Origin of the sequence: Aeromonas sp. 102P, from assembly GCF_051920345.1 — a bacterium.
GTDB lineage: Bacteria > Pseudomonadota > Gammaproteobacteria > Enterobacterales > Aeromonadaceae > Aeromonas > Aeromonas veronii.
The window spans coordinates 4601737-4628585 of sequence record NZ_JBQBCZ010000001.1 but is presented as its reverse complement, the minus strand read 5'-3'; the positions used below and the strand labels follow the sequence as shown (position 1 = coordinate 4628585).

30 protein-coding genes are annotated in these 26849 nt (G+C 61.5%); 20 read left to right on the top strand and 10 right to left on the bottom strand.

Features of this window, described 5'->3' with window-relative positions:
• Nucleotides 1-77 precede the first annotated feature (77 nt).
• Nucleotides 78-950 (top strand): 4-hydroxy-tetrahydrodipicolinate synthase, encoded by an 873-nt coding sequence (gene dapA / locus ACTG1K_RS21745; RefSeq protein WP_005357833.1) that lies wholly within the window; start codon nucleotides 78-80, stop codon nucleotides 948-950.
• Nucleotides 951-1017: 67 nt separating this feature from the next.
• Here dapA and ACTG1K_RS21740 read toward each other — a convergent pair whose 3' ends face one another.
• Nucleotides 1018-1986, bottom strand: a complete 969-nt coding sequence (locus tag ACTG1K_RS21740) for an inorganic triphosphatase (RefSeq protein ID WP_425856241.1) — start codon at nucleotides 1984-1986, stop codon at nucleotides 1018-1020.
• 169 nt (nucleotides 1987-2155) lie between these two features.
• On the opposite strand from ACTG1K_RS21740, the gene ACTG1K_RS21735 reads away from it, so the two are divergent.
• Entirely contained in the window at nucleotides 2156-2836 is a 681-nt protein-coding gene (locus ACTG1K_RS21735) for a TIGR00153 family protein (RefSeq protein ID WP_005340244.1), read from the top strand.
• Nucleotides 2837-2861: 25 nt separating this feature from the next.
• Nucleotides 2862-4127, top strand: coding sequence for an inorganic phosphate transporter (locus ACTG1K_RS21730; protein ID WP_005343043.1), 1266 nt, complete (start codon nucleotides 2862-2864; stop codon nucleotides 4125-4127).
• 91 nt (nucleotides 4128-4218) lie between these two features.
• Here ACTG1K_RS21730 and ACTG1K_RS21725 read toward each other — a convergent pair whose 3' ends face one another.
• Both ACTG1K_RS21725 and metB read right to left on the bottom strand, forming a co-directional pair.
• Nucleotides 4219-6675, bottom strand: a complete 2457-nt coding sequence (locus tag ACTG1K_RS21725; RefSeq protein WP_440006746.1) for a bifunctional aspartate kinase/homoserine dehydrogenase II — start codon at nucleotides 6673-6675, stop codon at nucleotides 4219-4221.
• Nucleotides 6675-7847: a cystathionine gamma-synthase gene (metB, locus tag ACTG1K_RS21720; protein WP_440006744.1), complete on the bottom strand. Its 1173-nt coding sequence runs from the start codon at nucleotides 7845-7847 to the stop codon at nucleotides 6675-6677. Before metB ends, ACTG1K_RS21725 begins: the two co-directional genes overlap by 1 nt.
• Before the next feature lie 220 nt (nucleotides 7848-8067).
• Between metB and metJ the strand changes: the two genes are divergently transcribed.
• The 3 genes from metJ to ACTG1K_RS21705 all read left to right on the top strand — a co-directional run bounded on the left by metJ (nucleotide 8068) and on the right by ACTG1K_RS21705 (nucleotide 9578).
• Entirely contained in the window at nucleotides 8068-8391 is a 324-nt protein-coding gene (gene metJ, locus ACTG1K_RS21715) for a met regulon transcriptional regulator MetJ (protein WP_005343046.1), read from the top strand.
• A 41-nt stretch (nucleotides 8392-8432) separates the two neighbouring features.
• Nucleotides 8433-9167, top strand: a complete 735-nt coding sequence (locus tag ACTG1K_RS21710; RefSeq protein ID WP_440006742.1) for a helix-turn-helix domain-containing protein — start codon at nucleotides 8433-8435, stop codon at nucleotides 9165-9167.
• A gap of 72 nt (nucleotides 9168-9239) precedes the next feature.
• Nucleotides 9240-9578, top strand: coding sequence for a tRNA-binding protein (locus ACTG1K_RS21705; protein ID WP_202002864.1), 339 nt, complete (start codon nucleotides 9240-9242; stop codon nucleotides 9576-9578).
• A gap of 70 nt (nucleotides 9579-9648) precedes the next feature.
• On the opposite strand, the gene ACTG1K_RS21700 is transcribed toward ACTG1K_RS21705, so the two are convergent.
• Nucleotides 9649-10920, bottom strand: a complete 1272-nt coding sequence (locus ACTG1K_RS21700) for an aromatic amino acid transport family protein (protein WP_440006740.1) — start codon at nucleotides 10918-10920, stop codon at nucleotides 9649-9651.
• 243 nt (nucleotides 10921-11163) lie between these two features.
• Between ACTG1K_RS21700 and ACTG1K_RS21695 the strand changes: the two genes are divergently transcribed.
• Entirely contained in the window at nucleotides 11164-11361 is a 198-nt protein-coding gene (locus ACTG1K_RS21695) for a hypothetical protein (protein ID WP_236294710.1), read from the top strand.
• Here ACTG1K_RS21695 and cysQ read toward each other — a convergent pair.
• Nucleotides 11358-12170, bottom strand: coding sequence for a 3'(2'),5'-bisphosphate nucleotidase CysQ (gene cysQ, locus ACTG1K_RS21690; protein WP_376891231.1), 813 nt, complete (start codon nucleotides 12168-12170; stop codon nucleotides 11358-11360). The genes ACTG1K_RS21695 and cysQ overlap by 4 nt on opposite strands.
• A gap of 37 nt (nucleotides 12171-12207) precedes the next feature.
• On the bottom strand, nucleotides 12208-12816 hold the full coding sequence (gene nudE, locus ACTG1K_RS21685; protein ID WP_005340262.1) for an ADP compounds hydrolase NudE: 609 nt from the start codon (nucleotides 12814-12816) through the stop codon (nucleotides 12208-12210).
• Nucleotides 12817-12960: 144 nt separating this feature from the next.
• Here nudE and yrfG point away from each other — a divergent pair, with 144 nt between their 5' ends.
• On the top strand, nucleotides 12961-13641 hold the full coding sequence (gene yrfG, locus ACTG1K_RS21680; protein WP_440006738.1) for a GMP/IMP nucleotidase: 681 nt from the start codon (nucleotides 12961-12963) through the stop codon (nucleotides 13639-13641).
• Nucleotides 13642-13708: 67 nt separating this feature from the next.
• Here yrfG and ACTG1K_RS21675 read toward each other — a convergent pair whose 3' ends face one another.
• The 4 genes from ACTG1K_RS21675 to ACTG1K_RS21660 form a co-directional block, all read right to left on the bottom strand.
• Nucleotides 13709-13921: a hypothetical protein gene (locus ACTG1K_RS21675; RefSeq protein WP_041209029.1), complete on the bottom strand. Its 213-nt coding sequence runs from the start codon at nucleotides 13919-13921 to the stop codon at nucleotides 13709-13711.
• A gap of 114 nt (nucleotides 13922-14035) precedes the next feature.
• Nucleotides 14036-14374 carry a DUF1294 domain-containing protein gene (locus tag ACTG1K_RS21670; protein ID WP_150997906.1) on the bottom strand — a complete coding sequence of 113 codons (339 nt, stop codon included), beginning with the start codon at nucleotides 14372-14374 and terminating at the stop codon, nucleotides 14036-14038.
• Nucleotides 14371-14961 (bottom strand): sugar O-acetyltransferase, encoded by a 591-nt coding sequence (locus ACTG1K_RS21665; RefSeq protein ID WP_440006735.1) that lies wholly within the window; start codon nucleotides 14959-14961, stop codon nucleotides 14371-14373. The genes ACTG1K_RS21670 and ACTG1K_RS21665 overlap by 4 nt, the downstream gene beginning before the upstream one ends.
• A gap of 86 nt (nucleotides 14962-15047) precedes the next feature.
• Nucleotides 15048-16310, bottom strand: a complete 1263-nt coding sequence (locus tag ACTG1K_RS21660; protein ID WP_440006733.1) for an MgtC/SapB family protein — start codon at nucleotides 16308-16310, stop codon at nucleotides 15048-15050.
• Nucleotides 16311-16527: 217 nt separating this feature from the next.
• On the opposite strand from ACTG1K_RS21660, the gene ACTG1K_RS21655 reads away from it, so the two are divergent.
• The 12 genes from ACTG1K_RS21655 to ACTG1K_RS21600 all read left to right on the top strand — a co-directional run bounded on the left by ACTG1K_RS21655 (nucleotide 16528) and on the right by ACTG1K_RS21600 (nucleotide 26840).
• On the top strand, nucleotides 16528-17529 hold the full coding sequence (locus ACTG1K_RS21655) for a sulfate ABC transporter substrate-binding protein (RefSeq protein ID WP_440006731.1): 1002 nt from the start codon (nucleotides 16528-16530) through the stop codon (nucleotides 17527-17529).
• A 62-nt stretch (nucleotides 17530-17591) separates the two neighbouring features.
• Nucleotides 17592-18173, top strand: a complete 582-nt coding sequence (locus tag ACTG1K_RS21650; RefSeq protein ID WP_368210095.1) for an RBBP9/YdeN family alpha/beta hydrolase — start codon at nucleotides 17592-17594, stop codon at nucleotides 18171-18173.
• A gap of 252 nt (nucleotides 18174-18425) precedes the next feature.
• A complete protein-coding gene (cysT, locus tag ACTG1K_RS21645; RefSeq protein WP_041209035.1) occupies nucleotides 18426-19265 on the top strand; it encodes a sulfate ABC transporter permease subunit CysT in 840 nt (279 codons plus the stop codon).
• Nucleotides 19262-20152 (top strand): sulfate ABC transporter permease subunit CysW, encoded by an 891-nt coding sequence (gene cysW, locus ACTG1K_RS21640; RefSeq protein ID WP_158112682.1) that lies wholly within the window; start codon nucleotides 19262-19264, stop codon nucleotides 20150-20152. Before cysT ends, cysW begins: the two co-directional genes overlap by 4 nt.
• Nucleotides 20153-20174: 22 nt before the next feature.
• Nucleotides 20175-21242, top strand: coding sequence for a sulfate/molybdate ABC transporter ATP-binding protein (locus ACTG1K_RS21635; RefSeq protein WP_216995079.1), 1068 nt, complete (start codon nucleotides 20175-20177; stop codon nucleotides 21240-21242).
• 123 nt (nucleotides 21243-21365) lie between these two features.
• On the top strand, nucleotides 21366-22313 hold the full coding sequence (cbl, locus tag ACTG1K_RS21630) for an HTH-type transcriptional regulator Cbl (protein WP_058058578.1): 948 nt from the start codon (nucleotides 21366-21368) through the stop codon (nucleotides 22311-22313).
• A gap of 195 nt (nucleotides 22314-22508) precedes the next feature.
• The gene (locus ACTG1K_RS21625) at nucleotides 22509-23720 is read left to right on the top strand and encodes a threonine synthase (protein ID WP_440006727.1); all 1212 of its coding nucleotides are present in this window, start codon (nucleotides 22509-22511) and stop codon (nucleotides 23718-23720) included.
• Nucleotides 23717-24382 carry an amino acid ABC transporter permease gene (locus tag ACTG1K_RS21620; protein WP_033136465.1) on the top strand — a complete coding sequence of 222 codons (666 nt, stop codon included), beginning with the start codon at nucleotides 23717-23719 and terminating at the stop codon, nucleotides 24380-24382. Before ACTG1K_RS21625 ends, ACTG1K_RS21620 begins: the two co-directional genes overlap by 4 nt.
• Nucleotides 24363-24494, top strand: coding sequence for a hypothetical protein (locus ACTG1K_RS21615; RefSeq protein WP_440006725.1), 132 nt, complete (start codon nucleotides 24363-24365; stop codon nucleotides 24492-24494). The genes ACTG1K_RS21620 and ACTG1K_RS21615 overlap by 20 nt, the downstream gene beginning before the upstream one ends.
• 92 nt (nucleotides 24495-24586) lie before the next feature.
• Nucleotides 24587-25249 carry an amino acid ABC transporter permease gene (locus ACTG1K_RS21610; protein WP_440006723.1) on the top strand — a complete coding sequence of 221 codons (663 nt, stop codon included), beginning with the start codon at nucleotides 24587-24589 and terminating at the stop codon, nucleotides 25247-25249.
• Nucleotides 25246-26007, top strand: coding sequence for an amino acid ABC transporter ATP-binding protein (locus ACTG1K_RS21605; protein ID WP_040067361.1), 762 nt, complete (start codon nucleotides 25246-25248; stop codon nucleotides 26005-26007). The genes ACTG1K_RS21610 and ACTG1K_RS21605 overlap by 4 nt, the downstream gene beginning before the upstream one ends.
• On the top strand, nucleotides 26004-26840 hold the full coding sequence (locus tag ACTG1K_RS21600; RefSeq protein ID WP_440006721.1) for a transporter substrate-binding domain-containing protein: 837 nt from the start codon (nucleotides 26004-26006) through the stop codon (nucleotides 26838-26840). The genes ACTG1K_RS21605 and ACTG1K_RS21600 overlap by 4 nt, the downstream gene beginning before the upstream one ends.
• Nucleotides 26841-26849 lie beyond the last annotated feature (9 nt).

Sequence of the window (26849 nt, the reverse complement as noted above, 5' to 3'; positions counted from 1 at the left end):
GCTTCAAACCCCGGTTGCGCACATCGTACCGGGGTTTTTTATTGCCATATGCGCGTCATTTAGGAGAAGGAGATCCCATGTTTCAAGGTTCAATCGTTGCGTTGATCACCCCGTTTCGACAGGGAAAGCTGGATGAAGAGGCGCTGCTGCGTCTGGTTGAGTGGCATATCGAGCAGGGTACTCACGGCATTGTGCCGGTGGGGACCACGGGGGAGAGCCCGACCCTGACCCACGACGAGCACTGCCGGGTGGTGGAGCTGGTGGTCAAACAGGTCGCTGGCCGTATTCCGGTGATTGCCGGAGCGGGCTCCAACAATCCGGTCGAGGCCATCGAGTACACCCTCCATGCAGAGCGGGTGGGCGCAGATGCCACCTTGCATGTGGCCGGTTACTACAACCGCCCCAATCAGGAGGGGCTCTACCACCACTTCAAGGCGGTACACGATGCCACCGCCAAGCCGATCATCGTCTACAACATTCCGCCGCGCGCCATCGTTGACGTGCAACCGGCGACCCTGGCCCGTCTGGCCGAGCTGCCGCGTATTGCCGGGGTGAAAGACGCGACTGGCGATCTGGCGCGCCCCTGGACCGAGCGCCAGCTGATCAAAAAGCCCTTCGCCTGGCTATCCGGTGAAGATGCCACTGCTGTGGCCTACAACATCGGCGGTGGTCAGGGCTGTATCTCGGTGACCGCCAACGTGGCCCCCAAGCTGGTGGCCGAGGTGCAGAACCTCACGCTGGCTGGCAAGTGGCAAGAAGCGCGTGAGCTGCAAGACCAGCTCATTCCGCTCCATCAGGCGATGTTTGCCGAGCCGAGCCCGGCCGGTGCCAAATATGCCGCTTCCCTGCTCGGTTTCTGCAGCGAGGAGTGTCGCCTGCCGGTGATGCCGCTGTCGGAGGCGACTCGCGAGCGCATTCGCAGCGCCATGCAGCAGCTCAACCTGCTGTAATGCAAAACGGGTGAGCCAAGGCTCACCCGTTTTGTTTCTGGCCTTTGTATTTACGACATCGCCCTACTCAGGTTGCGTGATGCAGCCATGCGGCGATGGCCAGCTGCAACTCGACATACGCCGGATAGAGGAAGAGATCGGCCAGCTCGGCAGGCCACTCGTTTTGCTCGCCCGACTGGGCTTGCAGATGGGCTTGCAGGTTGCTCAATGCTGGCAGCCAAGGTGCGGGTTGTGGCAGCGTGGCCGCACCGCGGGCGACCAGATCGATCCCCTGGCACAGGGCCGCGAGTGCCTGCTGTTGAATGCCTTTATCCTGAAGATGCTCCAGCCAGAGCTGCTCGTGATGCTGCCAGTGGCGCAGTCCCTCGCTTACCCCCGTTATGCCATCCATACCTTCATGTTCGACCAGCGCCTGCAGGGCCAGCGGTTTGCCAAGACCAGCCAGTCGATAGCCACGCTGGGCCTTGGATTGGGCGCCGAGGCGCAGCCCGCCGCTCCTGGCAAGGCGCCGGGCCAGTGCAAATAGCGCCGCGGTCGCGCCGGATTTGAGCTCCAGTTCCAGCTCGTTGATGGTGGTGCTGCCCTGACTGCCGACTATCTCTCCCTGATCCCAGGCCAGCTCAATCTCGGCTCCCTCGAAGGCGATCAGCCAATGGCGGCGCAGGAAGTCGGTACGAAATTGGGCGACCAGCTGCTGCTGAATGTGGTCGCGCTCGGTCAGGGTCGGCCAAATCTCATCGGGAAAGGCCGAGAGGGTCGGAAGATCGCCGCTCACGGGAGCGTTGTACTCGGGTCTGGCGTGCAGGCCGCCCACCACCTGGCCGCGGCATTTGATGGTCTGCTCGGCGAAGGCGTCGCAGCGGCGAATGCGCAGCCCCATATCCAGCTGGCGCAGAGCCAGGGTCGGCGTATCGAAATAGACGTTGCCGAGCTGCTGTTGTGACGATTCTTTAATCTCAAGAGAATTCAGCAGGTTGGATAACTTGGCTTGAATGTCGCGGGCGACAAAAAACTTTATCTCGATCTCAGTTTGCATAGTCATTCCGGGCTGGCAGGCAACTTTGGGGGGCAGGATTCGGGTCGCGGGGATATAATGCCCGCGAGACGACTAGATTAATTCGCGGTTTAATTGAGGGCGCAGTTCGGTTACCATGCGCGCCTCATAAAATCGTATCGAGTGTTTTTTCACCGACACAGGTTTGGCCATGCCAGTAAATACTATTTTGGGGCTTTTTGCCAAGTCCCCCATCAAGCCGCTGCAGAAGCATATCGTCAAGGTTCACCAGTGCTCCCAGCAGTTGGTTCCCTTCTTTGACGCCGTTGCCGAAGACCGTTGGGAAGATGCCGAGAAGATCCGGCAGCAGATCGCCCAACTGGAAAAAGAGGCAGATACCCTCAAGCGTGAAATCCGTCTGAAACTGCCTCGCGGCCTGTTCCTGCCGGTTGCACGTACCGACCTGCTGGAGCTGTTGACCCAGCAAGACAAGATTGCCAACCGTGCCAAGGATATCTCCGGCCGCATGCTTGGCCGTCGCATGGAGTTCCCCGCCGAAATGCGGACGGATTTCATGGCTTACCTCAAACGTTGTATTGATGCGACCGCTCAGGCCGAGAAAGCGATCGGGGAGCTCGACGAGCTGCTCGAGACCGGCTTCAAAGGACGGGAAGTGGAAATGGTTGCCGAGATGATCCATCAGCTGGATCTGATCGAGGACGATACAGACACCATGCAGATCGGACTGCGCCAACAGCTGCAAGCGGTTGAGCACAATTACAATCCGATCGACGTGATGTTCCTTTACAAGATCCTCGAATGGGTAGGTGACCTGGCAGATCAGGCCGAGCGCGTAGGCGCCCGTCTGGAACTGATGCTGGCTCGTTCGTAATCGACTGACTGGGTAAACACTACTAATGGACATTATCGCGAATTACGGCACCACTCTGGTGCTCGTGGCGGCCTTGTTCGGCTTTTTGATGGCTTGGGGCATTGGCGCGAATGACGTGGCCAACGCCATGGGGACATCGGTCGGCACCAAATCCCTGACCATCCGTCAGGCGATCATCATTGCCATGATCTTCGAATTTGCCGGTGCCTATCTGGCCGGTGGCGAAGTGACGGCCACCATCCGTAACGGCATCATCGACAGCAATGCGTTTGTCGATAGCCCGGACCTGCTGGTGCTCGGCATGATCGCCTCCCTGCTGGCGGCTGGCGCCTGGTTGATCCTCGCCTCCTACTTCGGCTGGCCCGTCTCGACTACTCACTCCATCATCGGCGCCATCGTCGGTTTCGCTGTGGTGAGCATTGGCCCGGAAGCGGTGCAGTGGAGCAAGTTCGGCGGCATCGTCGGCTCCTGGGTCATCACCCCGGCCATCTCAGGTGTCATCGCCTACTTCATGTTCATCAGCGTGCAGAAGCTTATCTTCAACACCGATGATCCCCTGAACAACGCCAAGCGCTATGTGCCGTTCTACATGTTCCTGACTGCGCTGGTTATCTGTCTGGTGACCATCAAGAAGGGGCTGACCCACGTCGGTCTGCACCTGAGCGATGGCGAGGGCATTCTGCTTTCCATCGCCATCTCCATCGCAGTGGCGTTTGCCGGCTGGATCTACATTCGCGGCCAGAAGTACAACCCGCAGGATGACAGCAAGATGCACTTCGCCAACGTGGAGAAGGTGTTTGGCATCCTGATGGTGATCACCGCCTGTGCCATGGCTTTTGCCCACGGCTCCAACGATGTGGCCAACGCCATCGGCCCGCTCTCTGCGGTGGCCTCTATCGTGGCTTCCGGTGGTGAGATTTCCAGTCAGGCAGCCATTGCCTGGTGGATCCTGCCCCTTGGCGGTATCGGTATCGTGATCGGTCTGGCGACCATGGGCGAGAAGGTGATGGCGACGGTCGGTACCGGCATCACTCACCTGACCCCGAGCCGTGGTTTTGCTGCCCAACTGGCGACTGCCGCGACCGTAGTGATTGCCTCCGGTACCGGTCTGCCCATCTCCACCACCCAGACTCTCGTCGGTGCTGTGATGGGTGTCGGTCTGGCGCGCGGCATTGCGGCGCTGAACCTGGGGGTACTGCGCAACATCGTGGTCTCCTGGATCATCACCCTGCCTGCCGGTGCCATTCTGGCTATCGCGATCTTCTACGTGCTGCAGGCCTGCTTCTCCTAATCGAAGCTGCATTCAGCAAAAAGCCCGAGTCATCGACTCGGGCTTTTTTATTGTGCGCGGGAGAGAGGTGCTGCTCCCTTTGCAATCTGCCTTAGAGGCTGGCGCAGATCTGCCACAGATCGTACTGGATAGCGGCGGCGGTCACTTCCCGACCCGCCCCCGGTCCCTGAATCACCAGCGGGTTGGTGCGGTAGCTGTCGCTCTCGATGGCGAAGATGTTGTCGCATGGCAAGAGGTTGGCAAACGGGTGATGGGGCTCCAGCGCCTCCAGTCCGACCCGCGCCTTGCCGTCATGCTCGAAGCGGGCCACGTAGCGCAGCACCTTGCCGAGGCGCTTGGCTCCCTCGAAGGCGGTCTGGATCGGGCCATCCAGCTCTTTCAGTCTATCCATGAACTGATCGGCGGTCACCTTGCGCAGTGTGACGGGCACCAGATTCTCCAGCTCGATATCGGCGGAGTCGAGCTCGAAGCCTGCCTCCCGCGCCAGAATAAGCAGCTTGCGCCGCACATCCTGACCGGAGAGATCTTCGCGGGGATCCGGTTCGGTCAGACCGTGCTGCCACGCCTCGTCCACCAGCTCGGAGAAGGGGCGGGTGCCGTCATACTGCTGGAACAGCCAGGAGAGGGTGCCGGAGAAGATGCCGGAGACCCCCTGAATGCGGTCGCCGCTCTGGCGCAGCATCTGGATGCTGGACTGGATTGGCAGCCCGGCTCCCACGGTTGCGTTGTAGCGCCACTGCACCTGATGGTCACGGCAGGTTTGCTTGATGCGCTGGTAGAACTCGCTGTCGGCAGCACCGGCAAACTTGTTGGCGGCGATGATATGAATGCCGAGCTGGGCAAAATCCGGATAGTAGCGGCTCACCGTTTCGCTGGCGGTCATGTCCAGCGCAACCAGCGCATCGAAGCCGTGCTGTTCAAGCTGGGAGAGCAACTCCGGCCAGATCAGCGGCTTGGGATTGAAGTTGTCCTGTACCTTGAGGGGGTTGAGCCCCTCTTCATCGAGCAGGCCCCCTTCCGAGCTGAACACCCCGTAGAGGGTGAGCGCCAGATTGAGCTCATGTTCGAGCCGTGCCTTTTCGCGGGCATAGAGGCTCAGCCAGTGGCCGCCGATATTGCCCTTGCCGAACACCACCAGTCCGACCCGGGTCGGGCGGCTGAAGAGGGCGCTGTGCAGGGCGATGAGCAGCGGCTCCAGCACTACCTGACGCAGCACGGCCACCAGACTCAGGCCATCTCGGGCCACCTGGACGAACTCCAGCGGTTGATCTGCCAGCAGCTGATAGAAGCGGTGACACTGCTCTGCGTTGTCGGTGACCCCTGCCCCTACCAGCGCCACCAGACTGTACCCCTCCTTCTGAATGAGGCCGGTGAAGCTCCCTTGCAGCTGGAAGTCGCGCAGCAGCTCGAAGGCGCCTTGTGCCACCTCGAGGGTGTAGGCGAGGCGCAGGATCCGGCGATCCGGCTGGCGCTGCAGGGTGAGCGGGTTGAGGCGGTGACGGGCCAGATGGGCCTCGATGGTGGCCACCGTCTGCTCATAGTTGGTTTGCGGCAGTACCTTCAACTCGATGAGGGCGATCTGATCCACCGAGGAGACGATGCGGGCGCCGCCGGAGCGGGGGGCGCGGCGCAGGATATGGGTGCAGCCCTCGTCCGGGTTGTAGCTGCAGCGCAAAGTGAGGCGCTGGCGGCTGTCGGCCACAGGTTGCAGGGTGCGCGAGTGCAATACCGAAGAGCCAAGACGGGCCAGCTCGTTGGCTTCCGCGAGGCTCAGGCGCTCCAGCAGGCGTGCTTCTTTCACCCGACGCGGGTCGGCGCTGTAGACCCCGGCCACGTCGCTCCAGATGGTGGTGGATTCGCCGTCCGCCAGCAGCGCCAACAGGCTGGCGCTGTAGTCGGATCCATTGCGACCGAGCAGCAGGGAGCGCCCCTCCATGTCGGCAGCGATAAAGCCGGTTACCACGATGCGACCGGCATGCTCCGCCAGTCGCGCCTTGAGCAGTTCGCTGGAGAGCGCAGTATCTACCTTGACCAGAGCGCCATCCTCGGCGCGCAGGAAACTACGGGCATCGAGCCAGATAGCCTTGTCGCCGCGGCTGGTGAGCAGGGCCGCCAGTAGGCGCGCCGACCACACTTCGCCAAAAGCGAGCAGGCCGTTGCGGGCGAAGCGATCAAACTGCCCTTCAAGCGTTTTGGCTATCAGTTGCATGTCGTCGGCCAGCTGCTTGCTCAGATCGAGCTGCAGTTCACCCTCCAGCAAGCCGTCGATCAGGCTCTGCTGATAGGCCTGCAGGGCAGAGATGGCTTCACCAGCGGCTTCATCACCCTCTTCGGCCAGCTCCACCAGCTGGATCAGGCGGTTGGTGGTCTTGCCGGCGGCGGAGACCACGATCAATTCATCCCCACCTACCTGTTGTTCAACGATGCTGGCGACCCGGCGATAACAGACCGGATCCGCCAGACTGCTGCCACCGAATTTGTGGACGTGACGTCGCTTCAAGCCTGTTTCTGTTGCCACCGCGATCTCTCCTTGTTGCTGCTGTTCCATTACTTCGCTACCTGTTCTGCCTGCTGCGCCTGTGCAAAAGCCTGTGCCAGATCGGCCACCAGATCTTCACCGTGTTCAATACCGACCGACAACCGCAGCAGCTGGGCGCTGATGCCAGCTGCCTGCTGCGCCGCCGGGGTCATGGCCCTGTGAGTCATGCTGGCCGGATGGGCCACCAGACTCTCCACCCCGCCGAGGGACTCGGCTACCGAGAAGAGGGTGAGGGCCGCGAGGAAGGCGCGAATGCCCGCCTCGCTGCAATCGAGTTCAAAACTTAGCATGGCGCCAAAGCCGGACTGTTGACGGCGCGCAATATCGTGGCCCGGATGGCTCGGCAGGCTGGGGTGATAGATGCGTTTCACCAGCGGCTGCTGTTGCAGGAAGGCGAGGATGCGATCGGTGTTCTCCTGATGGGTGCGCAATCTGGGGGCCAGAGTGCGCAGGCCGCGCAGGGTGAGGTAGGAGTCGAACGCCCCGGAGGTGAGCCCCAGACAGTTGGCCCACCACACCAGCGACTCGGCCAGTGCGGCCTCCTTGGCAATCGCCACCCCGCCCACCACGTCTGAGTGACCGTTGATGTACTTGGTGGTGGAGTGCACCACCACATCGGCACCAAGTGCCAGCGGCTGTTGCAGCAGGGGGGAGAGGAAGGTGTTGTCTACCACCACCTGCGCACCAGCCTCGTGGGCGGCGCTGGCAATGGCGCTGATATCCACCACCCGCAGCAGCGGGTTGGAGGGGGTCTCCACCCATACCAGCGCTGGCTTTTGCGCCAGTGCTGCGGCCAGTGCGGCCTCATCCCCCTGATCGACAAACTGCACCCGGTAGTAGCCCTTGGCCGCCAGATACTCGAACAGGCGCCAGGTGCCGCCGTAGCAGTCGTGAGGGGCGATCAGCAGATCCCCCGCCTTGAGCAGGGCTGTGGTGACCAGATGGATAGCGCCCATGCCGGTGCCGGTGACAACAGCACCGGCGCCCCCTTCCAGTGCCGCCAGCGCGTCAGCCAGATTGGTGCGGGTCGGGTTGCCGGAGCGGGCATAATCGTATTGACGGGGTTCGCCAAAGTCGGCAAAGGTGTAGTTGCTGGAGAGGTAGATAGGCGGCACCACTGCACCGTGTTGCTGGTCTGTCTCAATCCCGGTGCGAACCGCCAGGGTGGCCTTGTGGGTCATGTTTCTCTCCTTGATCTCTCTGGACGGTGGCCGCTCTTCCTGCCACGCTGCTTTTGCCACACGCAATCGTGCCAATGCTGGCATTATGATGAACCACACTACGCCAGCTTAAAAAGGCCGTCAACACTTCCAGACGTCTAAATGGCTTTGCTGTTGGATTGCCATTAATTTCCTTAAGGGTTAAAATCCGCGCTCACGGCTAAATGAGAACAGGTGAGTCATGGGAACAGAGTGGAACGGCGACTACGTCAGCCCCTACGCGGAACACGGTAAGAAGAGCGAACAGGTCAAGAAGATTACCGTCTCGATCCCGCTCAAGGTGTTGAAAGTGTTGACCGATGAGCGCACCCGCCGTCAGGTGAACAACCTGCGTCATGCGACCAACAGCGAGCTGCTCTGTGAGGCCTTCCTGCACGCTTTCACCGGCCAGCCGCTCCCTTGCGACGAAGATTTGCGCAAGGATCATCCGGACAGCGTCCCTGCCGAAGCGCGCGCCATCATGGAAGCGCTGGGCAAAGAGATCGAAGATTTCGACAAGGAATAACCCCCAATGACGCGGCCCTGGCCGCGTCATTGCTATCTGCCATGTCCCGTTTCAGCCTGCGCCACTATCACCACCACGTTTGTAGCCATAGTCACGACTTTGCCCAGTTGGTGATCCCCCTCGACGGCCCCCTCGAGATCGAGGTGCAGGGCCGGGGGCGCCGGCTTGCCCCCGGTTCTGCCTGCATCATCGCTCCCGGCGAGCGACACGACTACGCCGCCGATCCGGCGCTTTCGTTTCTGGTGCAAGAGAGCGACTGGCTGCCCGGCGATCTGGCAGCCCGCCCCTTTATCGAGCTGGATGAACCCCAGCGTCACTACCTCGCTTTTCTGCACCGCATGGTGGCCGAAGGGCGGCAGGTGGCGGGCATGGAGCAGGTGTGGCTCTCCCTGCTGGTGGAAGGGCAGGGGATGCAGAGCGCAGCCATTCCACGCCTTGCCGCCCGCATCCTCAAGGTGCAACGCCATATCGATGCCAACCTCGCCGCCCCGCTGACCAATCAGCAACTCGCCGCCATCGCCTGCCTTGGCCAGAGCCAGTTCAAGCTCGCCTTTCGCCAGCAGCTGGGGGTGAGCGTCTCCCACTACATTCGCAGTCGGCGCATGGCGCTGGCGCGTACCCTGCTTGCCGGTACACAACTACCCGTTGGCGAGATTGCCAGCCGCTGCGGTTACCAGAATCAGGGGGCCTTCGGCGAGCGCTTCCTGGCCGAGAACGGGCTTACTCCGTCCCTCTGGCGCCAGCAAAACGGCCACCTGCCGCAACGAAACGGCTGATCGCCGAAGACGGGATGCTCTCTTTGGGCCATGCTGCGGGTCATGCAAGGTGCACGATAAACAGGAGCAGAAATGGAGACGATTAGCTGGCAGGATTTCGAGATGGTGGAGCTGAGGGTGGGCACCCTGGTGCTGGTCGAGCCGTTCCCAGAAGCGCGCAAACCGGCCTACAAGGTGTGGGCGGATTTTGGCCCCGAACTGGGGATACGCAAGAGCAGTGCCCAGATCACCGCGCTCTACCAGCCAGAGCAGCTGGTGGGCCGCCAGATCATCGCCGTAGTCAACTTCCCGACCAAACAGATAGGGCCGTTTCAGTCTGAATTTCTGCTGACCGGTTTCTATCGGCCGGATGGCGCCGTAGTGATGGCCATTCCCGAGCGGGCGGTGGAGAACGGCGCCAGGCTGGGCTGAGTTCACACCCGAACAGAGACAAGAGAGGCGACCCAAGGTCGCCTCTCTTTTTGTTTTCTGCTGCGAGTCGTTACTTCAACAGGCTGAAGATCAGCGCCGATACCGCCAGCGAGCCGGTCAGCAGGATAAAGCCGTTGGTCCAGCCGTGACGGAAGCGTGCCAGCGCCTCCACCTTATAGATGGCAATCAACGGCATGATGAACAGGATCATGGCGATGACCGGGCCGGAGAGGGTCTCCATCAGTCCCAGAATGCCCGGGTTGATGACGGCGGCACCCCAGATGGCGAAGAACATCAGGGCGATACCCAGTTTGTCCGCCTTGGCCAGCGGCAGACCGGTGGGCTTGGCGATCAGGCTTTTGAGGCTTTCGCGGGCACCGAGGAAGTGGCCGAGGAAGGAGGAGCTGATAGCGATAAAGGCGATGAGCGGCCCCAGAGTCACGATCACCGGGTTGTCGGTGATGTTGGCGAGATAGGAGAGCACAGAGACGTTCTGGGCCTTGGCTTCAGCCAGCTGGGCTGGCGAGAGGCTCAGCACGCAGGAGAAGACGAAGAAGAGCACGAAGCCCACCAGCATTACTGTGGTGTTGCGCAGGATCAGGCCGCTCTTGGCTTCCGCCTGCTCGCCATATTCACGGCGCTGCACATTGGCAAAGCCGGAGATGGCGGCGGCGTGGCTGAAGGCGAATACGGTGACCGGCAGCGCCAGCCAGACGGTATTGAGGAAGCTGACCCCCTCAAACGCGGTCACTTCCGGCCATTGCCACTGGGGAATGAGGTAGCAGGAGAGGGCCGCCAGAATGGCCGCCAGCGGATAGACCATAAAGGCGAAGGCGCGCAGCATCGCTTTCTCACCCGCCAGCATCACGGCGATCATGGCAAACACCAGCACGCCGGAGAGCATCACCCGATCCGGGGTCGCCATGCCGAGCTGGTTGACCATAAAGCTCTCCACCGTGTTGGTCAGCCCGACCCCGTAGATGAGCAGGATCGGGAAGATGGAGAGGAAGTAGAGTGCCGAGATGAGGCGACCGGCCATCTTGCCGAAGTGCTCCTCCGCCACTTCAGTGAAGTCGGCGTGGGGACGTGAAGAGGAGAGCACGAAGCGCGCCAGCCCGCGGTGGGCCAGGAAGGTCATGGGGCCAGCCAGTACCGCGACGATGACGAGAGGCCAGATCCCGCCCAGACCCAGATTGATGGGCAGGAACAGGATACCGGCGCCAACGGCGGTGCCAAACAGACTGATGACCCAGTGGGTGTCGTGACGGCGCCAGCGGGTGGTGCTGGCCGTGGTGGAGCAGGAACCGGATAGCTCCTTGGTAGCCTCTACAGATAAACTCATTACTAATTCACTTTTTGTTAGTGTTTTAATCTGAGTTCATTGTGGTTTATCGGGATTTAATTCTCAAAAAGCGAGACTGAAACATATCACTGCCATTGCGGGGTTTAGCCAGCGAGATTGGGAATGGAATCTGGTTCACAGAATGGAACAAAACTGATATTGGTGATTTTTGTGAAATATAAAACCAAAATTTGATCTACTATCATTTTTTTATTTTGGCTAATCAGGTGTTTTCAGGATTACGTGAAAAATCGCACCATTTCTCGCCGACCGATTGTGATGTTTCACTATCATTTTGCCGCTTTGCCAGCGTATCACGCTGTTCAAGAGCGCCTTGACCAGCGGATCACACCGGCCATCACCCGGGGCAACTTCCCTGAAAAAGCAGGCGGCCATCGGGCCGCCTGCTTGTCTGGTGTGATGACATCGCTATCCGCCTAGTGGGCCAGAATGCTACCCCAGGCGAGATCCGGATCCCCCATCACGATAAAGTCCGGGTTCTCCAGCGACTCGGTTTCGTTGTAACTGAGCGGCTGCAACGCCAGGCTGAGGATGCGGCCACCGGCTGCCTCGACGATGCACTGGGCGGCGGCGGTATCCCACTCGCCGGTGGGGCCGAGCCGCACGTAGCAATCGGCCGCACCTTCCGCCACCAGACAGGATTTGAGGGAGCTGGAGCCGAGCGGGATCAGCTCGTAGTTGATGGCCGGGTTGAGGCGGCGGGTGAGGTTCTCCAGCTTCTGGCGGCGGCTGATGGCCACCACAAGCGAGTCAGGCTGGTCATGCTCGTGGTGCATGGCGCTGATGGGAAACACCTCGCCATTCACCTCCTTGAAGGCGCCGTAGCCGCGCACCGCCCAGTAGAGCACGTTGGACTCGGGGGCGTAGATGACCCCGAGCACCGGCACATTGTCCCGCACCAGGGCGATCAGGGTGGCAAAGTCGCCGCTGCCCGCGATAAATTCGCCGGTGCCGTCGAGGGGATCCACCAGCCAATACTGCCGCCAGTTGGATCGCTGACTGAAGGGAATGTCGGCTGCCTCTTCGGTCAGCACTGGCACATGGGGAGTAAGCGCCGACAGCGCCTGCTTGAGGTAGGCATCGGCAGCAAGATCGGCACTGGTGACCGGAGTGGCATCCTCCTTCAGCTGACGCTCGAACTGACCGCCATGATAGATGTCGTGAAGGATCCTTCCGGCTTCGCGGGCAATCTCCTTGACCCCCGGCACCCAGGCCAACAACTCCTGCATCTCGTTATCCTCTGTCTGTTAACTGCCCGTCTGCGGGCTACTCTGCCTGCTCCGCCAGCCACTTTTGGGCCAAGAGCAGGGCACTGATGCTGCGCGACTCGGTGAAGTCGGGTCGTGCCAGCAATTCGTCTATCCGGTTTAGCGGCCAGGGGATCACTTCCAGCGGTTCGGGCTCGTCGCCGATCCGCTGCTCGGGGAAGAGATCCCGGGCCAGCAGGATATCCATCCGGCTGGAGAAGTAACCGGGCGCCAGCGACACCTGCTTGAGCAAGGTCAGGCTGTTGGCGCCAAAGCCCGCCTCTTCCATCAATTCCCGGTTACCCGCCTCGAAGGCATCTTCGCCCGGGTCGATCAGCCCTTTGGGAAAGCCCAGCTCGTAGGAGTGGGTGCCGGCGGCATACTCGCGCACCAGCAGCAGGGTGTGGGCATCGAACAGCGGCACCACCATGACGGCGCCCCGGTTGCCGCCGCGCATCCGCTCGTAGACCCGCTCTTCGCCATTGGAGAATTTGAGGTGTAGCGATTCCACCTTGAACAGTCGGCTCTCGGCCACGATATCGGCCTTGAGGATCTCCGGCTTGCTCTTGGGGTGATCCAGTTGGTCGGCTGAGATGTGCTCGGGTTTGCTCTTGTGGGGGTCGCTCATCGGACGCTGGCTGCTCGTTAAAAAATCGTGCTTCAAGAGTAAACGACTCTCACACCGAACACCACGGGCCAGGGATGGCAAAGGGGGAGGAAAAATCCGTTATACTGCCGCCCCGTTTTCCGAGATCCGCGATCAAGAGGCCCGATGCCACACTCCTGCTCCACCACCTTGCCTTGGCACCAGATAGACACCGTCTTGCTCGATATGGATGGCACCCTGATCGATCTGCATTTTGACAACCACCTCTGGCAGCAGTTGGTGCCGGAGCGTTACGCCGAGCGGCTCGGGCTGCCACTGGATGAAGCCAAAGCGCAGATCGACGTCCACTATCACGCCGTCAACGGCACCCTCAACTGGTATTGCGTAGATTACTGGAGCGAGACCCTGGGGCTCGACATTCGTGCCCTCAAGCAGGAGCTGCTGGCGAAGATCCAGTGGCGTCCCCATGCCATCCCTTTTCTGGCCGAGTTGCGTGCCGCGGGCAAGCAGCTGGTGCTTTTCACCAACGCCCACCCCGCCAGCCTGTCGGTGAAGGATGCGCAGCTCGGTCTTGCCGAGCATCTGGATCTGATGGTGAGCACCCACGAACTGGGTTGGTCGAAGGAGAGCCAGCACTGCTGGCAGGCGCTGGCACAGCGGCTGGCGTTCGATCCTGCCCGCACCCTGTTTGTGGATGATAGCGAGCGGATCCTGCAGGCTGCCGCCGACTACGGTATCGGCTATCAGCTGGCGATCCAGAATCCGGATAGCTGCAAGCCGGAGCAGAGCATCACCGCTTTCCCGGCGATCCGCGACTATGCGGAGTTGCTGCCGCTGGCAATCTGAAGCAGTTCAAACAAGAGAGGGCTGCATCATGCAGCCCTCTCAGTATCTGAAACCTGGCGGTGAAAGATCACAGCTCCCGGAACGGGCGCCGTTTCTCTTCCTCGATGACGATCGCCTCCAGATTGGCGATCCGCTCCTGTAGCTCTCTGATGATCATATCTTGCCTGCCGAGGCGGTCGGTGATGCGGGCATCCCCCATCTGGTAGCGAGCCCGCTTGCCGAGATATCCGAACAATACGCTGATAAATACGATCAGGACTATGCCTGTCCACATGGTCATGTCACGACTCCTTGTCGTCTATAAACGGCGAAAACGCTGATGAGGTTTGCTCTGTTTTCTCACAGCCATCGGGCGGCCGCAATGGGGCCCGTTTCGCCTTTGTGATGCAGCTGGCTATTGCTGCCAGAGTGGCCGCCCGACCCAGAGCGCCCACAGGGTCAGGTGCAGCAGCACGATAAACCAGAAGACTAGCCGGTAGCTGCGCTTCTGGGTCTTGTGGCGCAGCCACTGGCGGGCAACCAGCGCCCCTGGCCAGCCGCCGCACAGCTCCAGCAGATGGAGCCTCGATTCGGGAATGCGCCACTCGCCGCGCACCGCCTGCCGCTTGTCCCATGCGTAGGCGGCCATCGTCAGCAGACTCATGGTCAGCAGTGCGGCCAGCGGCCACCACTGCTGTTCGCCGAGGCCGAGCCAGAGGGCGGCGCCCAGTGGCAGCAGCGCCAGCGCCATCACTGGGCCAGCTCCCAGCAGCGCTCCTCGTCCTGCTTGAGGGTGCGGATCACCTTGGCCGGATTGCCCACTGCCACCGAGTCGGCCGGGATGTCTCGGGTGACCACGGCGCCCGCGCCAATGATGGAGCGCGGCCCTATGGTGACGCCGGGGCAGATTATGGCGCCGCCGCCGATCCAGCAGTCATCGCCGATCCGCACCGGCTTGTTGTAGGCGGTCCAGTTGCGTCGTTCCAGATAGTTCATGGTGTGGGTGGCGGTGTAGATCTGCACGTTGGGGGCCAGCAGCACATGGCTGCCGATGTGCACTTCGCCCACGTCGAGAATGGTGACATTGAAGTTGAAGAAGGTCTTCTCGCCTATATGGATGTTGCGGCCGAATTCGCAGGTAAACGGCGTGCTGATCCAGCAGGAGTCGGGGCAGTGGCCGAACAGCTCGCGGCAGATCTGCTGGCGCAGAGGGACATCGCCCGCCGATGAGCCATTGAGCCGGGCCAGCAGCGCCTGACCGCGGATTCGGTCGTTGGCTATCTCCTCGCTCTGGCTATCCAGTGCCCCGCCTGCCAGTACCTTGTCCCAGTCGCTCGCCATTGCTACCTCCCCATGCTGCAAGAACAGGCAGTATACGTGACTGTCAGGGGCGCCGTCAGTCTGTCACTTGTTGCAGGTGATCCCCGTCAACCTGCGGGCCAGACGAGGGGCAGGATCAGCAGGGCCGAGACGAAGTAGGGGAGCAATACCCGCAGCCCGAGACTGCGACCGCCGATACCGAGGGCCAGCAGCCCCTTCACCAGCGAGTTGACCAGCCCGGCTAGCAGGATGCCGCGGGCCGCCACCTCCAGCGCCAGCTCCTTGTGGGAGAGCTGGGAGAGCGACAGCGTGATGGCGTCCACATCGGTGATCCCCGACACCAGCGACAGCAGATAGACCCCGGAGTTGCCCACCTTGTCTTGCAGCAGAGTTGCCATAAAGCCGATCAACGCCAGCAGCAGGCCGAACTTGATGGCGGTGGCCAGATCGAGCGGGTTACTGGTTTCCGGCTGTACCGGGCCGTCAGTCAGCTCCTCGCGCTGACGCCAGAACCAGAAGGCAAAGCCGTAGACTGTGGTGGCCAGCAGCAACAGGGGGGCGATGAGGCGCATCGCCAGTTCGCTGTGAATGAGCAGCACCAGTACCAGCAGCCGCAGCCACATGGTGGCCCCTGCCAGCAGGATGCCGGTGGACAGCAGTCGCTCCAGCCCTCCTTGTTCCTTGTTGAGGCGGGCAAACTGCAGGGTGAGGGCGGTGGAGGAGGCCAATCCCGCCAGTATGCTGGTGAGCACCAGCCCGGCGCGGGTGCCGAGCAGCCGCACCGCGAAGTGGCCACAAAACGAGATGCCGGCGATAACCACCACCATCAGCCAGATCTTGAAGGGATTGAAGGCATCGAGGGGCCCCATCTCCTCGTTGGGCAGCACCGGCAGCAGCACCAGCGAGATGAGCAGAAAGCGCAGGGTGGCGTGAAACTCGGTCTCGCTGAGAAACAGCATCCCCTGCTGGATCTGTCCCTTCAAACCCATCAACAGGGCGGCCAGCACGGCGCAGGCCACCGCTTCGCTCGGGCTCAGCAGCACCGACATCAGTCCCAGCAAATAGGTGAGCAGCATGGCTACCGAGCTGGTGAGGCCGAACTCCCCTTGCCAGCGCTGGGCCAGCCAGACCGAGAGGCCGCAGCCGATCACCACCGCCAGCAGGCCGAGCAGCGGCAGCCAGGGGCCCAGGGTCGGCAGCAGCAAGCCGCACACCCCGCCGAGCAGGCCGATAAGGCCGTAGGTCCGCATCCCGGCGATGCGCTGGTTATCCCCCAGCTGGCGTACCTGCCAGCCCCGCTCCAGCCCGATGATAAGGCCGATGGCCAGTGAGACCAGGGCTCCGTTGACCGGTTCTGCATTGATCCACATAACGACTTCCTTTTCGTCATCTGCCTGCCTTGTTCCCATGATGGCACAGCGAGCAAGGGGCCAGAGGGGCATGGCTCACAGAGTCTGCGTCCGGATCCCGGTGCGGGTGGCTGAGTTGATATGATCAAAAGAGATAAGCAAAGAGTTATTTCTTTCTTCTGGGCATAACAACTCCACGGCATGCTGTTCTCAACCCAACAAGATATGGAGAATCACCATGAAACTGCGAATGACCGCCCTGACCCTGCTCTCTCTGCTGGCATTTGGTCAGGCCAATGCCGCCGAGATCCGCCTGCTCAACGTCTCTTACGATCCGACCCGCGAGCTGTTTCAGGAGTACAACGCCGCCTTTGCCAAGGAGTGGAAGGCCAAAACCGGCGACGACGTGGTGGTGAGTCAGTCTCACGGTGGCTCCGGCAAGCAGGCCCGCGCTGTGGTGGATGGATTGGAGGCCGACGTGGTATCGCTGGCGCTCGCCTACGATGTCAACGCCATCGCCAAGGCGGGGCTGACCGCTGCCGACTGGCAGAGTCGCCTCGGCAACAACGCCTCGCCCTATACCTCCACCATTGTCTTCCTGGTGCGCAAGAGCAATCCCAAGCAGATCAAGGATTGGGATGACCTGGTGCGCAAGGATGTCGCCATCGTGACTCCCAACCCCAAGACCTCCGGCGGGGCCCGCTGGAACTATCTGGCCGCCTGGGGTTATGCCCTGAAGAAGAGCGGCAGTGAAGAGGGGGCCAAGCAGTTTGTCGGCGATCTCTTCAAGAACGTGAAGGTGCTGGACTCAGGCGCCCGCGGTGCCACCACCAGCTTTACCGAGCGCGGTCTCGGTGACGTGCTGCTGGCGTGGGAGAACGAAGCCCTGCTGGTGCTTGGTCAGGCGGGTGCCAGCGACAAGTTCGAGCTGGTGGTGCCTTCGGTCTCCATTCTGGCGGAGCCGCCGGTCGCGGTGGTGGACAAGGTGGCCAGGAAGCACGGTACCGAAGCGGTGGCCAAGGCCTATCTCGATTATCTCTACTCTGACGAGGGGCAGCATATCGTCGCCAAACATCACTATCGCCCCAGTAATCCGGCGATCCTGAAGGAGACCACGGCCCAGTTCCCGCAGCTTGCCTTCTTTACCGTCAAGGATCTGGAAGGGGATTGGGAGAAAGCCCAGAAGAAACACTTCGCCCAGGGCGGTCTGTTTGACCAGATCTACCAACCCGGTGGCTGAGGCAGGTAGCTCCGTATAACCCCTTTGAACTGGCCCCTGTGCCAGCCGATAGGAGCACCAAGATGAACAAAATCCTCCTGGTTCCCGGTCTGCACAACAGTGGGCCGGATCACTGGCAGAGCCGCTGGCACGATCATTTTCCCCAATGGCAGCGGATGACCGGGCTGCCGTGGGACAAGCCGGACCTCAGGGTCTGGAGTGCCAAGCTGGCGAGCAAGTTGAAACGTCGCCGCAGCCGGGTCCATCTGGTGGCCCACTCTTTCGGCGCCCTGACCGCCATCGCGGCGGCCCGCTTGCAGCCGGAGAAGGTGGCCTCGATCTTTCTGGTGGCGCCCGCCGATCCCGCCCGTTTTGGCATTGCGGATGAGGCCTTGGCCGGGCCGCTGCAGGTGTCGGCCCAGCTGGTGGCCAGCCGCAATGATCCCTGGATGAGCTTTGAACGGGCCGAATACTGGAGCCGTCAGTGGCAGGTGCCGCTGTTCGATGCCGGTGAGGCGGGCCATATCAATGCCCAGTCCGGCCATGGCGACTGGCATCAGGGGTTGGAGCTACTTGGCTCACTCTATCGCCGGGCCGAGCTGGTGGTTGCTCCGCAAGCGGCTTCGGCTATCAGAACTGTTGTTGTCTCTGCCATCGGCCCTTAACCAATGGCGGGATATGTTATCGGGTGAGCTGTTGCGAACCCTGCTCTTTGAATGTTGCGCTCCGTATTGCTCCATTTCTTAGGTCTTTTATTTATATAAAAGACCTTTTTTTATTTGGATCGCTCTAAAAGCCTTGTCCCACCGTTGTTAGACAAAAAAGTAATTAGCAAAGTCGCAAATGGTGTTTGTTGCTTAAAAGGAGAGTAAGCAGAATCGCTACATCTGATGTTTTTCATAACAAATGGAATCGTTATGCGATTTGGTTCTTACTCAGTCCTGCCGGGATTTGGCCCGACCCTCGGCTTTACTCTGCTCTATCTGGGCCTGCTGGTGCTGTTGCCGCTCTCGGCGCTGGTGCTGTTTGCCGCGAACAACCTCACGGCAGCCGAGTTCTGGCAGGTGATTGGTTCACCCCGGGTGCTCGCCTCCTTTCGCCTGAGCTTCGGGGCTGCCTTTGTCGCGGCGCTGCTCAACAGCCTGTTTGGCCTGATCCTGGCCTGGATCCTGGTGCGCTACACCTTCCCCGGTCGTCGACTGGTGGATGCGTTGATCGACCTGCCATTTGCCATGCCGACCGCCGTTTCCGGCATCGCCCTGTGTGCCATTTTCGCCCCCAACGGCTGGATCGGCCATCTGCTGGCGCCGCTCGGCATCCAGCTCGCCTACAACCCCATCGGCGTCGTTATCGCCCTCACCTTTATCGGGCTGCCTTTTGTGGTGCGCACCCTGCAGCCGGTGCTGCGAGAGGCTGAGAGCGAGCAGGAGGAGGCCGCCGCCAGCCTCGGCGCCGATCGCTGGCAGACCTTTATCCACGTGCTCTGGCCGACCCTGATCCCGGCCCTGCTCACCGGCTTTGCGTTGGCGTTTGCCCGTGCAGTAGGGGAGTACGGCTCCGTCATCTTTATCGCCGGCAACCTGCCGATGGTCTCGGAAATCGCACCGCTGATGATCATGAGCCATCTGGAGGAGTACGACTATGCCGGCGCCTCTGCCATTGCCGTGGTGATGCTGCTGATCTCATTTATTTTGTTACTGCTAATCAACAAGTTGCAGGCCTGGAGCTGGTCTCGCATCGGAGGGAGCCGGATATGAGTTCATCTGTTATCGCCATTGAGGCGGCCCCGGTGGAGGCGACTCCTGCTCGCAAGGCACCGGTCGTGATCCGTGAACCCCAGTGGGTCAAGTGGCTGCTGATCACGGTCGGGTTGGGCTGGTTTGCCGCTCTGCTGTTGCTGCCGCTGGCCACCGTCTTTATTCAGGCGCTGAGCCCGGGGCTCGCCTTCTTCTGGCACGCCATCAGCGAGCCGGATGCCCTGAGTGCCCTCGGCCTCACCGCGCTGGTGACCCTCTGCGCCGTACCCCTCAATCTGCTGTTCGGGATTGCTGCTGCCTGGGCCATCGCCCGTTTCCGCTTCCCCGGTCGCCAGCTGCTCATCACCATCATCGATCTGCCCTTCTCGGTGTCGCCGGTGATCGCCGGTCTGATGCTGGTGTTGATGTTCGGCAGCCGCGGCTGGTTTGGTGACTGGTTGAGCGAACATGACATCAAGATCATCTTCGCCACCCCGGGGATCATCCTGGCCACCACCTTCATTACCGTGCCCTTCGTAGTGCGCGAGCTGCTGCCCCAGATGGAGGCGCGCGGCCCGGAAGAGGAGGAGGCGGCCATCATGCTGGGGGCGAGCGGTCTGCAGATGTTCTGGCGCGTCACCCTGCCCGGCATTCGTTGGAGCCTGATGTACGGCCTGCTGCTCTGTACCGCCCGCGCGGTCGGGGAGTTTGGCGCGGTGTCGGTGGTTTCCGGCCATATTCGCGGCCAGACCAATACCCTGCCGCTGCATATCGAGATCCTCTACAACGAGTACCAGACCGGCGCCGCCTTTGCAGTGGCAAGCCTCTTGGCTCTGTTCGGGATCTTCACCCTGCTGGGGGAAACCCTGTTGGCCCGGCTGCGTGCCCAGCCCACCAAATCTCACTGATCACCGTTTTAAAGAGGCAGCCATGAGCATTCAGGTTCAACAACTCAACAAGCATTTCAATCAGTACGCGGCGCTGGCAGACATCAACCTCGACTTTCACGACGGTGAGCTGGTGGCGCTGCTTGGCCCCTCCGGCTGCGGCAAGACCACTCTGCTGCGGATCATCGCCGGGCTGGAGCAGGCCGACAGTGGCAGCGTCATCATCCGTGGTGAGGACGCCTCGGATCTCCATGTGCGAGAGCGCAACGTCGGCTTCGTGTTCCAGCACTACGCCCTGTTTCGCCACATGACGGTGTTCGAGAACGTAGCGTTTGGCCTGCGGGTCAAACCGCGCAGTGAGCGCCCGGCCGAGGCGGCCATTCGTGCCCGGGTCAAAGAGCTGCTGGATCTGGTGCAGCTCAGCCACGTGGCCGAGCGCTATCCGACCCAGCTCTCCGGCGGTCAGCGCCAGCGGGTTGCGCTGGCCCGCGCGCTGGCGGTACAGCCCAAGGTACTGCTCTTGGACGAGCCCTTCGGCGCCCTCGATGCCCAAGTGCGCAAGGAGCTGCGCCGCTGGCTGCGTGAGCTGCACGACGAGCTGCATGTCACCAGCCTGTTCGTGACTCACGATCAGGAAGAAGCCTTGGAGGTAGCGGATCGGGTGGTGCTGATGAACGCCGGACGGGTCGAGCAGATCGGCACCCCGGCCGAGGTCTACGACCAGCCTGCCAGCTCCTTCGTCCACAGCTTTCTTGGCAGCGTGAACCAGTTCCGCGGTCGGGTAGCGGAGCAGGGATTCGGTGTCGGCGAGCAGCTGCTCGGCGGGCCGTCGGCTTCTCATCTGGCAAACGGCAGTGCCGCCATCGCCTATGTCCGTCCCCATGAGCTAGAGATCTTGCCAGCCGATGCGCCGGGCGGGATCCGCGCCACCATTACCCGTCTGCTGCCTATGGGGCCACGCATTCGGGTGGAGCTGCGTGGCGATGGCGAAACCAAAGGGGCCCACTATGAGGCGGAGCTGAGCAAGGAGGCGGCCAAGCAGTTTGCTCCGGGACAGGGGGTGCGGCTGGTGGCCAGACAGGCGCAGTTCTATCCCGATTACCAGATTTGATGTTGTGTTGCGGGTGGCATGGCTACCCGGGTTCAGGCGCTCTGCCGGGGCATGATCCGGCCAAATAACAAAAATGAGGGGGTGACCAGCTTGTGTCACCCACTCTTCGCAGGAGGCGACAAGGTGAATTTTCAGCAGTTACGAATTATCCGGGAGGCAGCGCGGCGGGATTACAACCTGACCGAGGTGGCCAACGCCCTTTTTACCTCGCAATCCGGGGTGAGTCGCCATATCCGCGAGCTGGAAGAGGAGCTCGGTATCGAGCTCTTTATCCGCTACGGCAAGCGGCTGCTCGGTATGACCGAGCCTGGCAAGGAGCTGCTGGTGATTGCCGAGCGCATTCTCAATGACGCCAACAACATCCGCAAACTGGCCAGTACCTTTGCCAACCGCGACTCGGGCCGTTTGCTGGTGGCGACCACCCATACCCAGGCCCGCTATGCACTGCCGCGGGTGGTGAAGGCGTTTCGCGAGCAGTTTCCGCTGGTACAGCTGGAGCTGCGTCAGGGCAGCCCGGAGGAGATTGTGCGGCTGGTGCAGACCGGCGAGGTGGATATCGGCATCAGCAGCGAGCAGCTCGACAAGAGCGAAGGGGTGGTGGCATTTCCCTACTACCGCTGGCACCACAATATCGTGGTGCCCGAGCAACATCCGCTGGCAGGTGAGCGGGATCTGACGCTGGCGGCGCTGGCCAACTGGCCTATCGTCACCTATCAAGCCGGGTTGACCGGGCGGGTACGGGTGGATGAAGCCTTTGCTGCGGCTGGTATCGAGCCGCAGATCCTGTTGACGGCGCAGGACTCCGATGTCATCAAGACCTATGTCGAGCTGGAGATGGGGGTCGGCATACTGGCCGACATGGCGTTCGATGCCCAGCGGGATCTGGGGCTGGTGCAGCTCGATGGCAGCCATCTGTTTGCCCCCCACACCGCCTGGATTGGCCTCAAGCAGGGGCAGTTCCAGCACAACTTTGCCTGGCAGTTTATCCAGCTTTGCAACCCCGAGCTGGCGCTGGCGGATATTCAGGCCCGCGCCATGGGCAGCGAGCCTGCCATCGACTTCCAGATTTGAATCGGAAGGGAAGAGCAGAAGGGGAGCCAATGGCTCCCCTTCTTTATTGCTGGCAGAGGAGATTGCCAGCGAAAACAGACGGCTTCATATGAATTTTTTCACTTAGGTTTGCCAGTTAATTTTGTTTGTTATCCGGTACTTGGATTGCAGGATGGAATAAGTGACTGAACAAAGTCGATCCATTCAGGATAAAGCATGCCGTATAGCTACCTATCACATCTGCGTTGCAGCAAGAGTGGCGAGATCCATGATGCCGACCAACCTTGGCAACTGAGCCGGGCAGGTGCACCACTGCTGGCCAGCTACGATCTCGATGCGCTGAAGCGAGCCTGGCACCCGGCGGCATTGTCGGGTCGCCCGGCCAGCCTGTGGCGTTATCACGAGTTGCTGCCGGTGCGGGATCCCTCCCATGTTGTGACGTTGGGGGAGGGGCTTACCCCGCTGCTACGGCTGCCCACGCTGGGCAAGCAGATCGGTATTCCGGATCTCTGGATGAAGGACGAGAGTGTCATCCCCACCGGCTCCTTCAAGGCCCGTGGCGCAGCGGTGGGCATCTCCCGCGCGCGTGAACTCGGCGTCACTCACTTCGCCATGCCGACCAACGGCAACGCAGGGGCTGCATGGGCGCTCTACGGTGCCCGCGCCGGACTGCGCAGTACCATCGTCATGCCGCAGGCAGCTCCCGCCATCACCCGACTGGAGACCTCCCTCGCCGGTTCCCGTCTCTATCTGGTGGATGGCCTGATCAGCGATGCCGGTCGCCAGGTGGCGCAGGCGGTGGCGGAGCACGCCCTGTTTGATGCCTCAACCCTGAAGGAGCCCTACCGGATTGAGGGCAAGAAGACCATGGGGCTGGAGATTGTCGAACAGCTGGGCTGGACCCTGCCGGATGTGATCATCTATCCCACCGGTGGCGGGGTCGGCCTTATCGGTATCTACAAGGGGCTGCGCGAGCTGCAGGAGCTGGGGTGGGTCAAGGGTGAGCTGCCCCGGCTGGTGGCCGTGCAGGCGAGCGGTTGCGCACCCATCGTACAGGCGTGGCAACAGAGAGCCGCCGAGTCGAGCTTCTGGCCCGACTCCAGGACGCTGGCATTCGGCATCAATGTGCCCAAGGCGCTGGGGGATTTTCTGGTGCTGGACGCCCTCTATCGCACCGAGGGTTGCGCCATCGCGGTGGATGACAAGGCGATCCAGAGCGAGATCCGCCTGCTTGCTTCTCGCGAAGGGAGCTTTGTCTGCCCGGAAGGGGCCGCCGCGTTTGCTGCCGCTCGTCAACTGCGCGAGGCGGGCTGGATCCGGGAGCAGGAGCAGGTTGTCGTGCTCAATACCGGTGCAGGCATCAAGTATCCGGATGCGATCACTGTGCTGCCCCAGCGTCTGCAGCGTGACGGGAGGATCCCGGCATGAATCTGGATCTGCCCTTCATCCTCACGACGCTGCCCGCCTTCGGCAAGGCGGTCTGGGTCACCTTGCAGCTGGGAACCATAGTGATCCTCACTTCGCTGGCGGTCGCCCTGCTCAACGTCGCCCTGTTGAGCCTGCACAAGCGGCCGCTCAGCGCGCTGATCCGCGGGTATGTCGAGCTGGCCCGCAACACGCCGCTGCTGATCCAGCTCTTCTTCCTCTATTTCGGGCTGCCTGCGCTCGGTTTGTCGCTCTCCGGGTTTACCACCGCGGTGATCGCCATGACCTTCCTCGGCGGTGGTTATCTGACCGAGGCGCTGCGTGCAGGCATTGAGGCGGTGCCCGCCAGTCAGCTTGAGGCTGGCCGGGCTATTGGGCTTTCTCGCTGGCAACTGCTGCGCCACGTACAACTGCCCCAGGCCTGGCTTGCCACTCTGCCCGCGCTGTTTGCCAACTTCATCTTTCTGCTCAAGGAGACGACCGTGGCTTCGGCAGTGGCGGTACCCGAGTTGCTCTACACCACCAAGAATTACATCGCCCTCTACTACAAGACCTACGAGATGCTGGCGGTACTGACATTGATGTGCGTGCTGATCTTTCTGCCGCTCTCCCTCGCTCTGCGCGTCGTTGAAAGGAGGCTGCAACATGGTCAGTTCGGTCACTGAATCGCTGATGCAGGCGAGGATCCCGATGTGGGCACTTATCTTCCTGCTGCCACCGTCTCTCGTCACCGAGGCGCAGGAAAGGAGGGATCAATATGGTCAGTTCGGTCACTGAGTCGCTAATGCAGGCGAGGATCCCGATGTGGGCACTTATCTTCTTGCTGCCGCAGTCACTCGCCACCGAGGCGCAGGAAAGGAGGGCTCAATATGGCCAGTTCGATCTCTGAGCAGTTAACGCAGGCGCTGCCACTGCTGGCGGTGGGCGCAGGCCAGACCCTCGCCATCTCGCTGCTGGCCATCCTGTTTGCCACCCTCGGCGGTGTCGCTTACGGCGTGCTGGCACAACAGGGCGGTCGGTTGGTTCGAGGGCTGCTGCGTTGCTATCTCGAGCTGTTTCGGGTGGTGCCGGTGCTGGTGTGGCTCTATCTCTTTTTCTTCGGGTTGCCGATCTTTTTCGGCCTCGATATTCCGGCCTTCTGGTGCGCTGTGCTGGTGCTCGCCCTCTGGGGCGCCAGCGAGGTGGGAGAGGTGGTGCGCGGTGGCCTCAAGTCCCTCGCCCGCGGTCAGCAGGAGGCCGGCTTGGCGCTCGGGCTCTCGACCTGGCAGCTCTATCGCCATGTGTTGCTGCCGCAGGCGTTGCAGCGGCTGACGCCGCCGACCATCAACATCTACACCCGCATCATCAAGACCAGCTCGCTGGCGGTGCTGATCGGGGTGGTGGAGGTGATCAAGGTGGGCCAGCAGATCATCGAGCGCACCTATGGTTCGCTGCTTATTTACGGTCTGCTGTTTCTGTTCTTTTTTCTGGTCTGCTATCCGCTCTCGCTCGCCTCGCGCCGGCTGGAGCAACAATGGGGTAATGCGGTATGACACCTCTGCTTGAACTCGGTTCTGTCAGTAAACAGTTCGGCCCGAATCTGGTGCTGGATCGGATCAGCCTCAGCGTGCGCGCCGGGGAGGTGATCGTCATCCTGGGGCCAAGCGGCTGCGGCAAGAGCACCTTGCTGCGCACTCTCAACGGGCTCGAGCCCATTCAGGGGGGCGAGATCCGCTTCGATGGTGTGTTGCTGGATGGTGCCACCGACTGGCAGCGGGTGCGCCAGCGGATCGGCATGGTGTTCCAGAGCTATCACCTCTTCCCCAACCTGACGGTGCTGGAAAACGTGCTGCTTGGCCCCCTGCAGGTGCAAAAGCGGGAGCGGGCAGAGGCGCTGCTGCAAGCCGAGCAGCTGCTGACCCGCATCGGCCTGTGGGAGCGGCGCCATGACTATCCGCGCCAGCTCTCCGGCGGCCAGCAGCAGCGCATCGCCATCGTGCGGGCGCTGTGCATGAACCCGCAGGTGATGCTGTTTGACGAGGTAACCGCCGCCCTCGACCCCGAGATGGTGCAGGAGGTGCTGGAGGTGATCCGCGATCTCGCCGGCAGCGGCATGACCCTGCTTATCGTCACCCACGAGCTGGCCTTCGCCCGGGCGGTGGCGGATCGCATCGTCTTTATGGATGGCGGCCACATTCTGGAGCAGGCCGCACCCCACCAATTTTTCGACAATCCCAGGAGCCAGCGTGCGCGCCAGTTCCTCGCCAAGTTTTCTTATACAAATGTCATCAAACGAAAGGAGTCAGCATGAAAAAAATCACCTCGGTTCTGCTTAGTGCCTTATTGGGACTGGGTATCGCCAGCGGCGCTGCCCATGCGGCGGACAGTTCCCTCGACAAGATCAAGGCGCGGGACAAACTCATCGTCGGCGTCTTCACCGACAAGCCGCCGTTTGGCTACGTGGACGAGAAGGGCAACTACGTCGGCTTTGACACCGATCTCGGTCGCCGCTTCGCCAAGGATCTGCTGGGGGACGAGAACAAGATCGAGTTCGTGGCGGTGGAGCCAGCCAGTCGCATCCCCTTCCTGCAGAGCGACAAGGTGGATCTGATCCTCGCCAATATGACGGTGACCCCGGAGCGGCGCGAGGTGGTGGATTTCACCAACCCGAACCTGCGAGTGGCGGTACAGGTGCTGGTACCGGAAGGGAGCCCGGCCAAGAAGCTCGACGATCTGGCCAGCAAGACCCTGATCGTGACCACCGGCACCACGGCCGACATCTGGCTGACCCGCAACCATCCGGAGTGGAAGGTGCTCAAGTTCGAGAAGAACACCGAATCCTTGCAGGCGCTGGCGCAGGGCCGTGGCGACGCCTATGCCCAGGACAACCTGGTGCTGTTCAGCTGGGCCAAGGAGAACCCGGGCTATCGGGTATTGCCCGAAAAACTGGGCTCGGAAGATCCCATCGCCCCGGCGGTGAAGAAGGGCAATATCGAGCTGCGTGACTGGGTCAACGACCGTCTCGCCAAGCTGGGTGAGGAGAAGTACCTGCTGAAACTCTATGACCAGTATGTGCGTGACAAGCTGAGCCCTGATACCGATCCGAATGATGTGATCGTCGAAGGAGGAAAATGGCAGGGTTAATGGACAAAC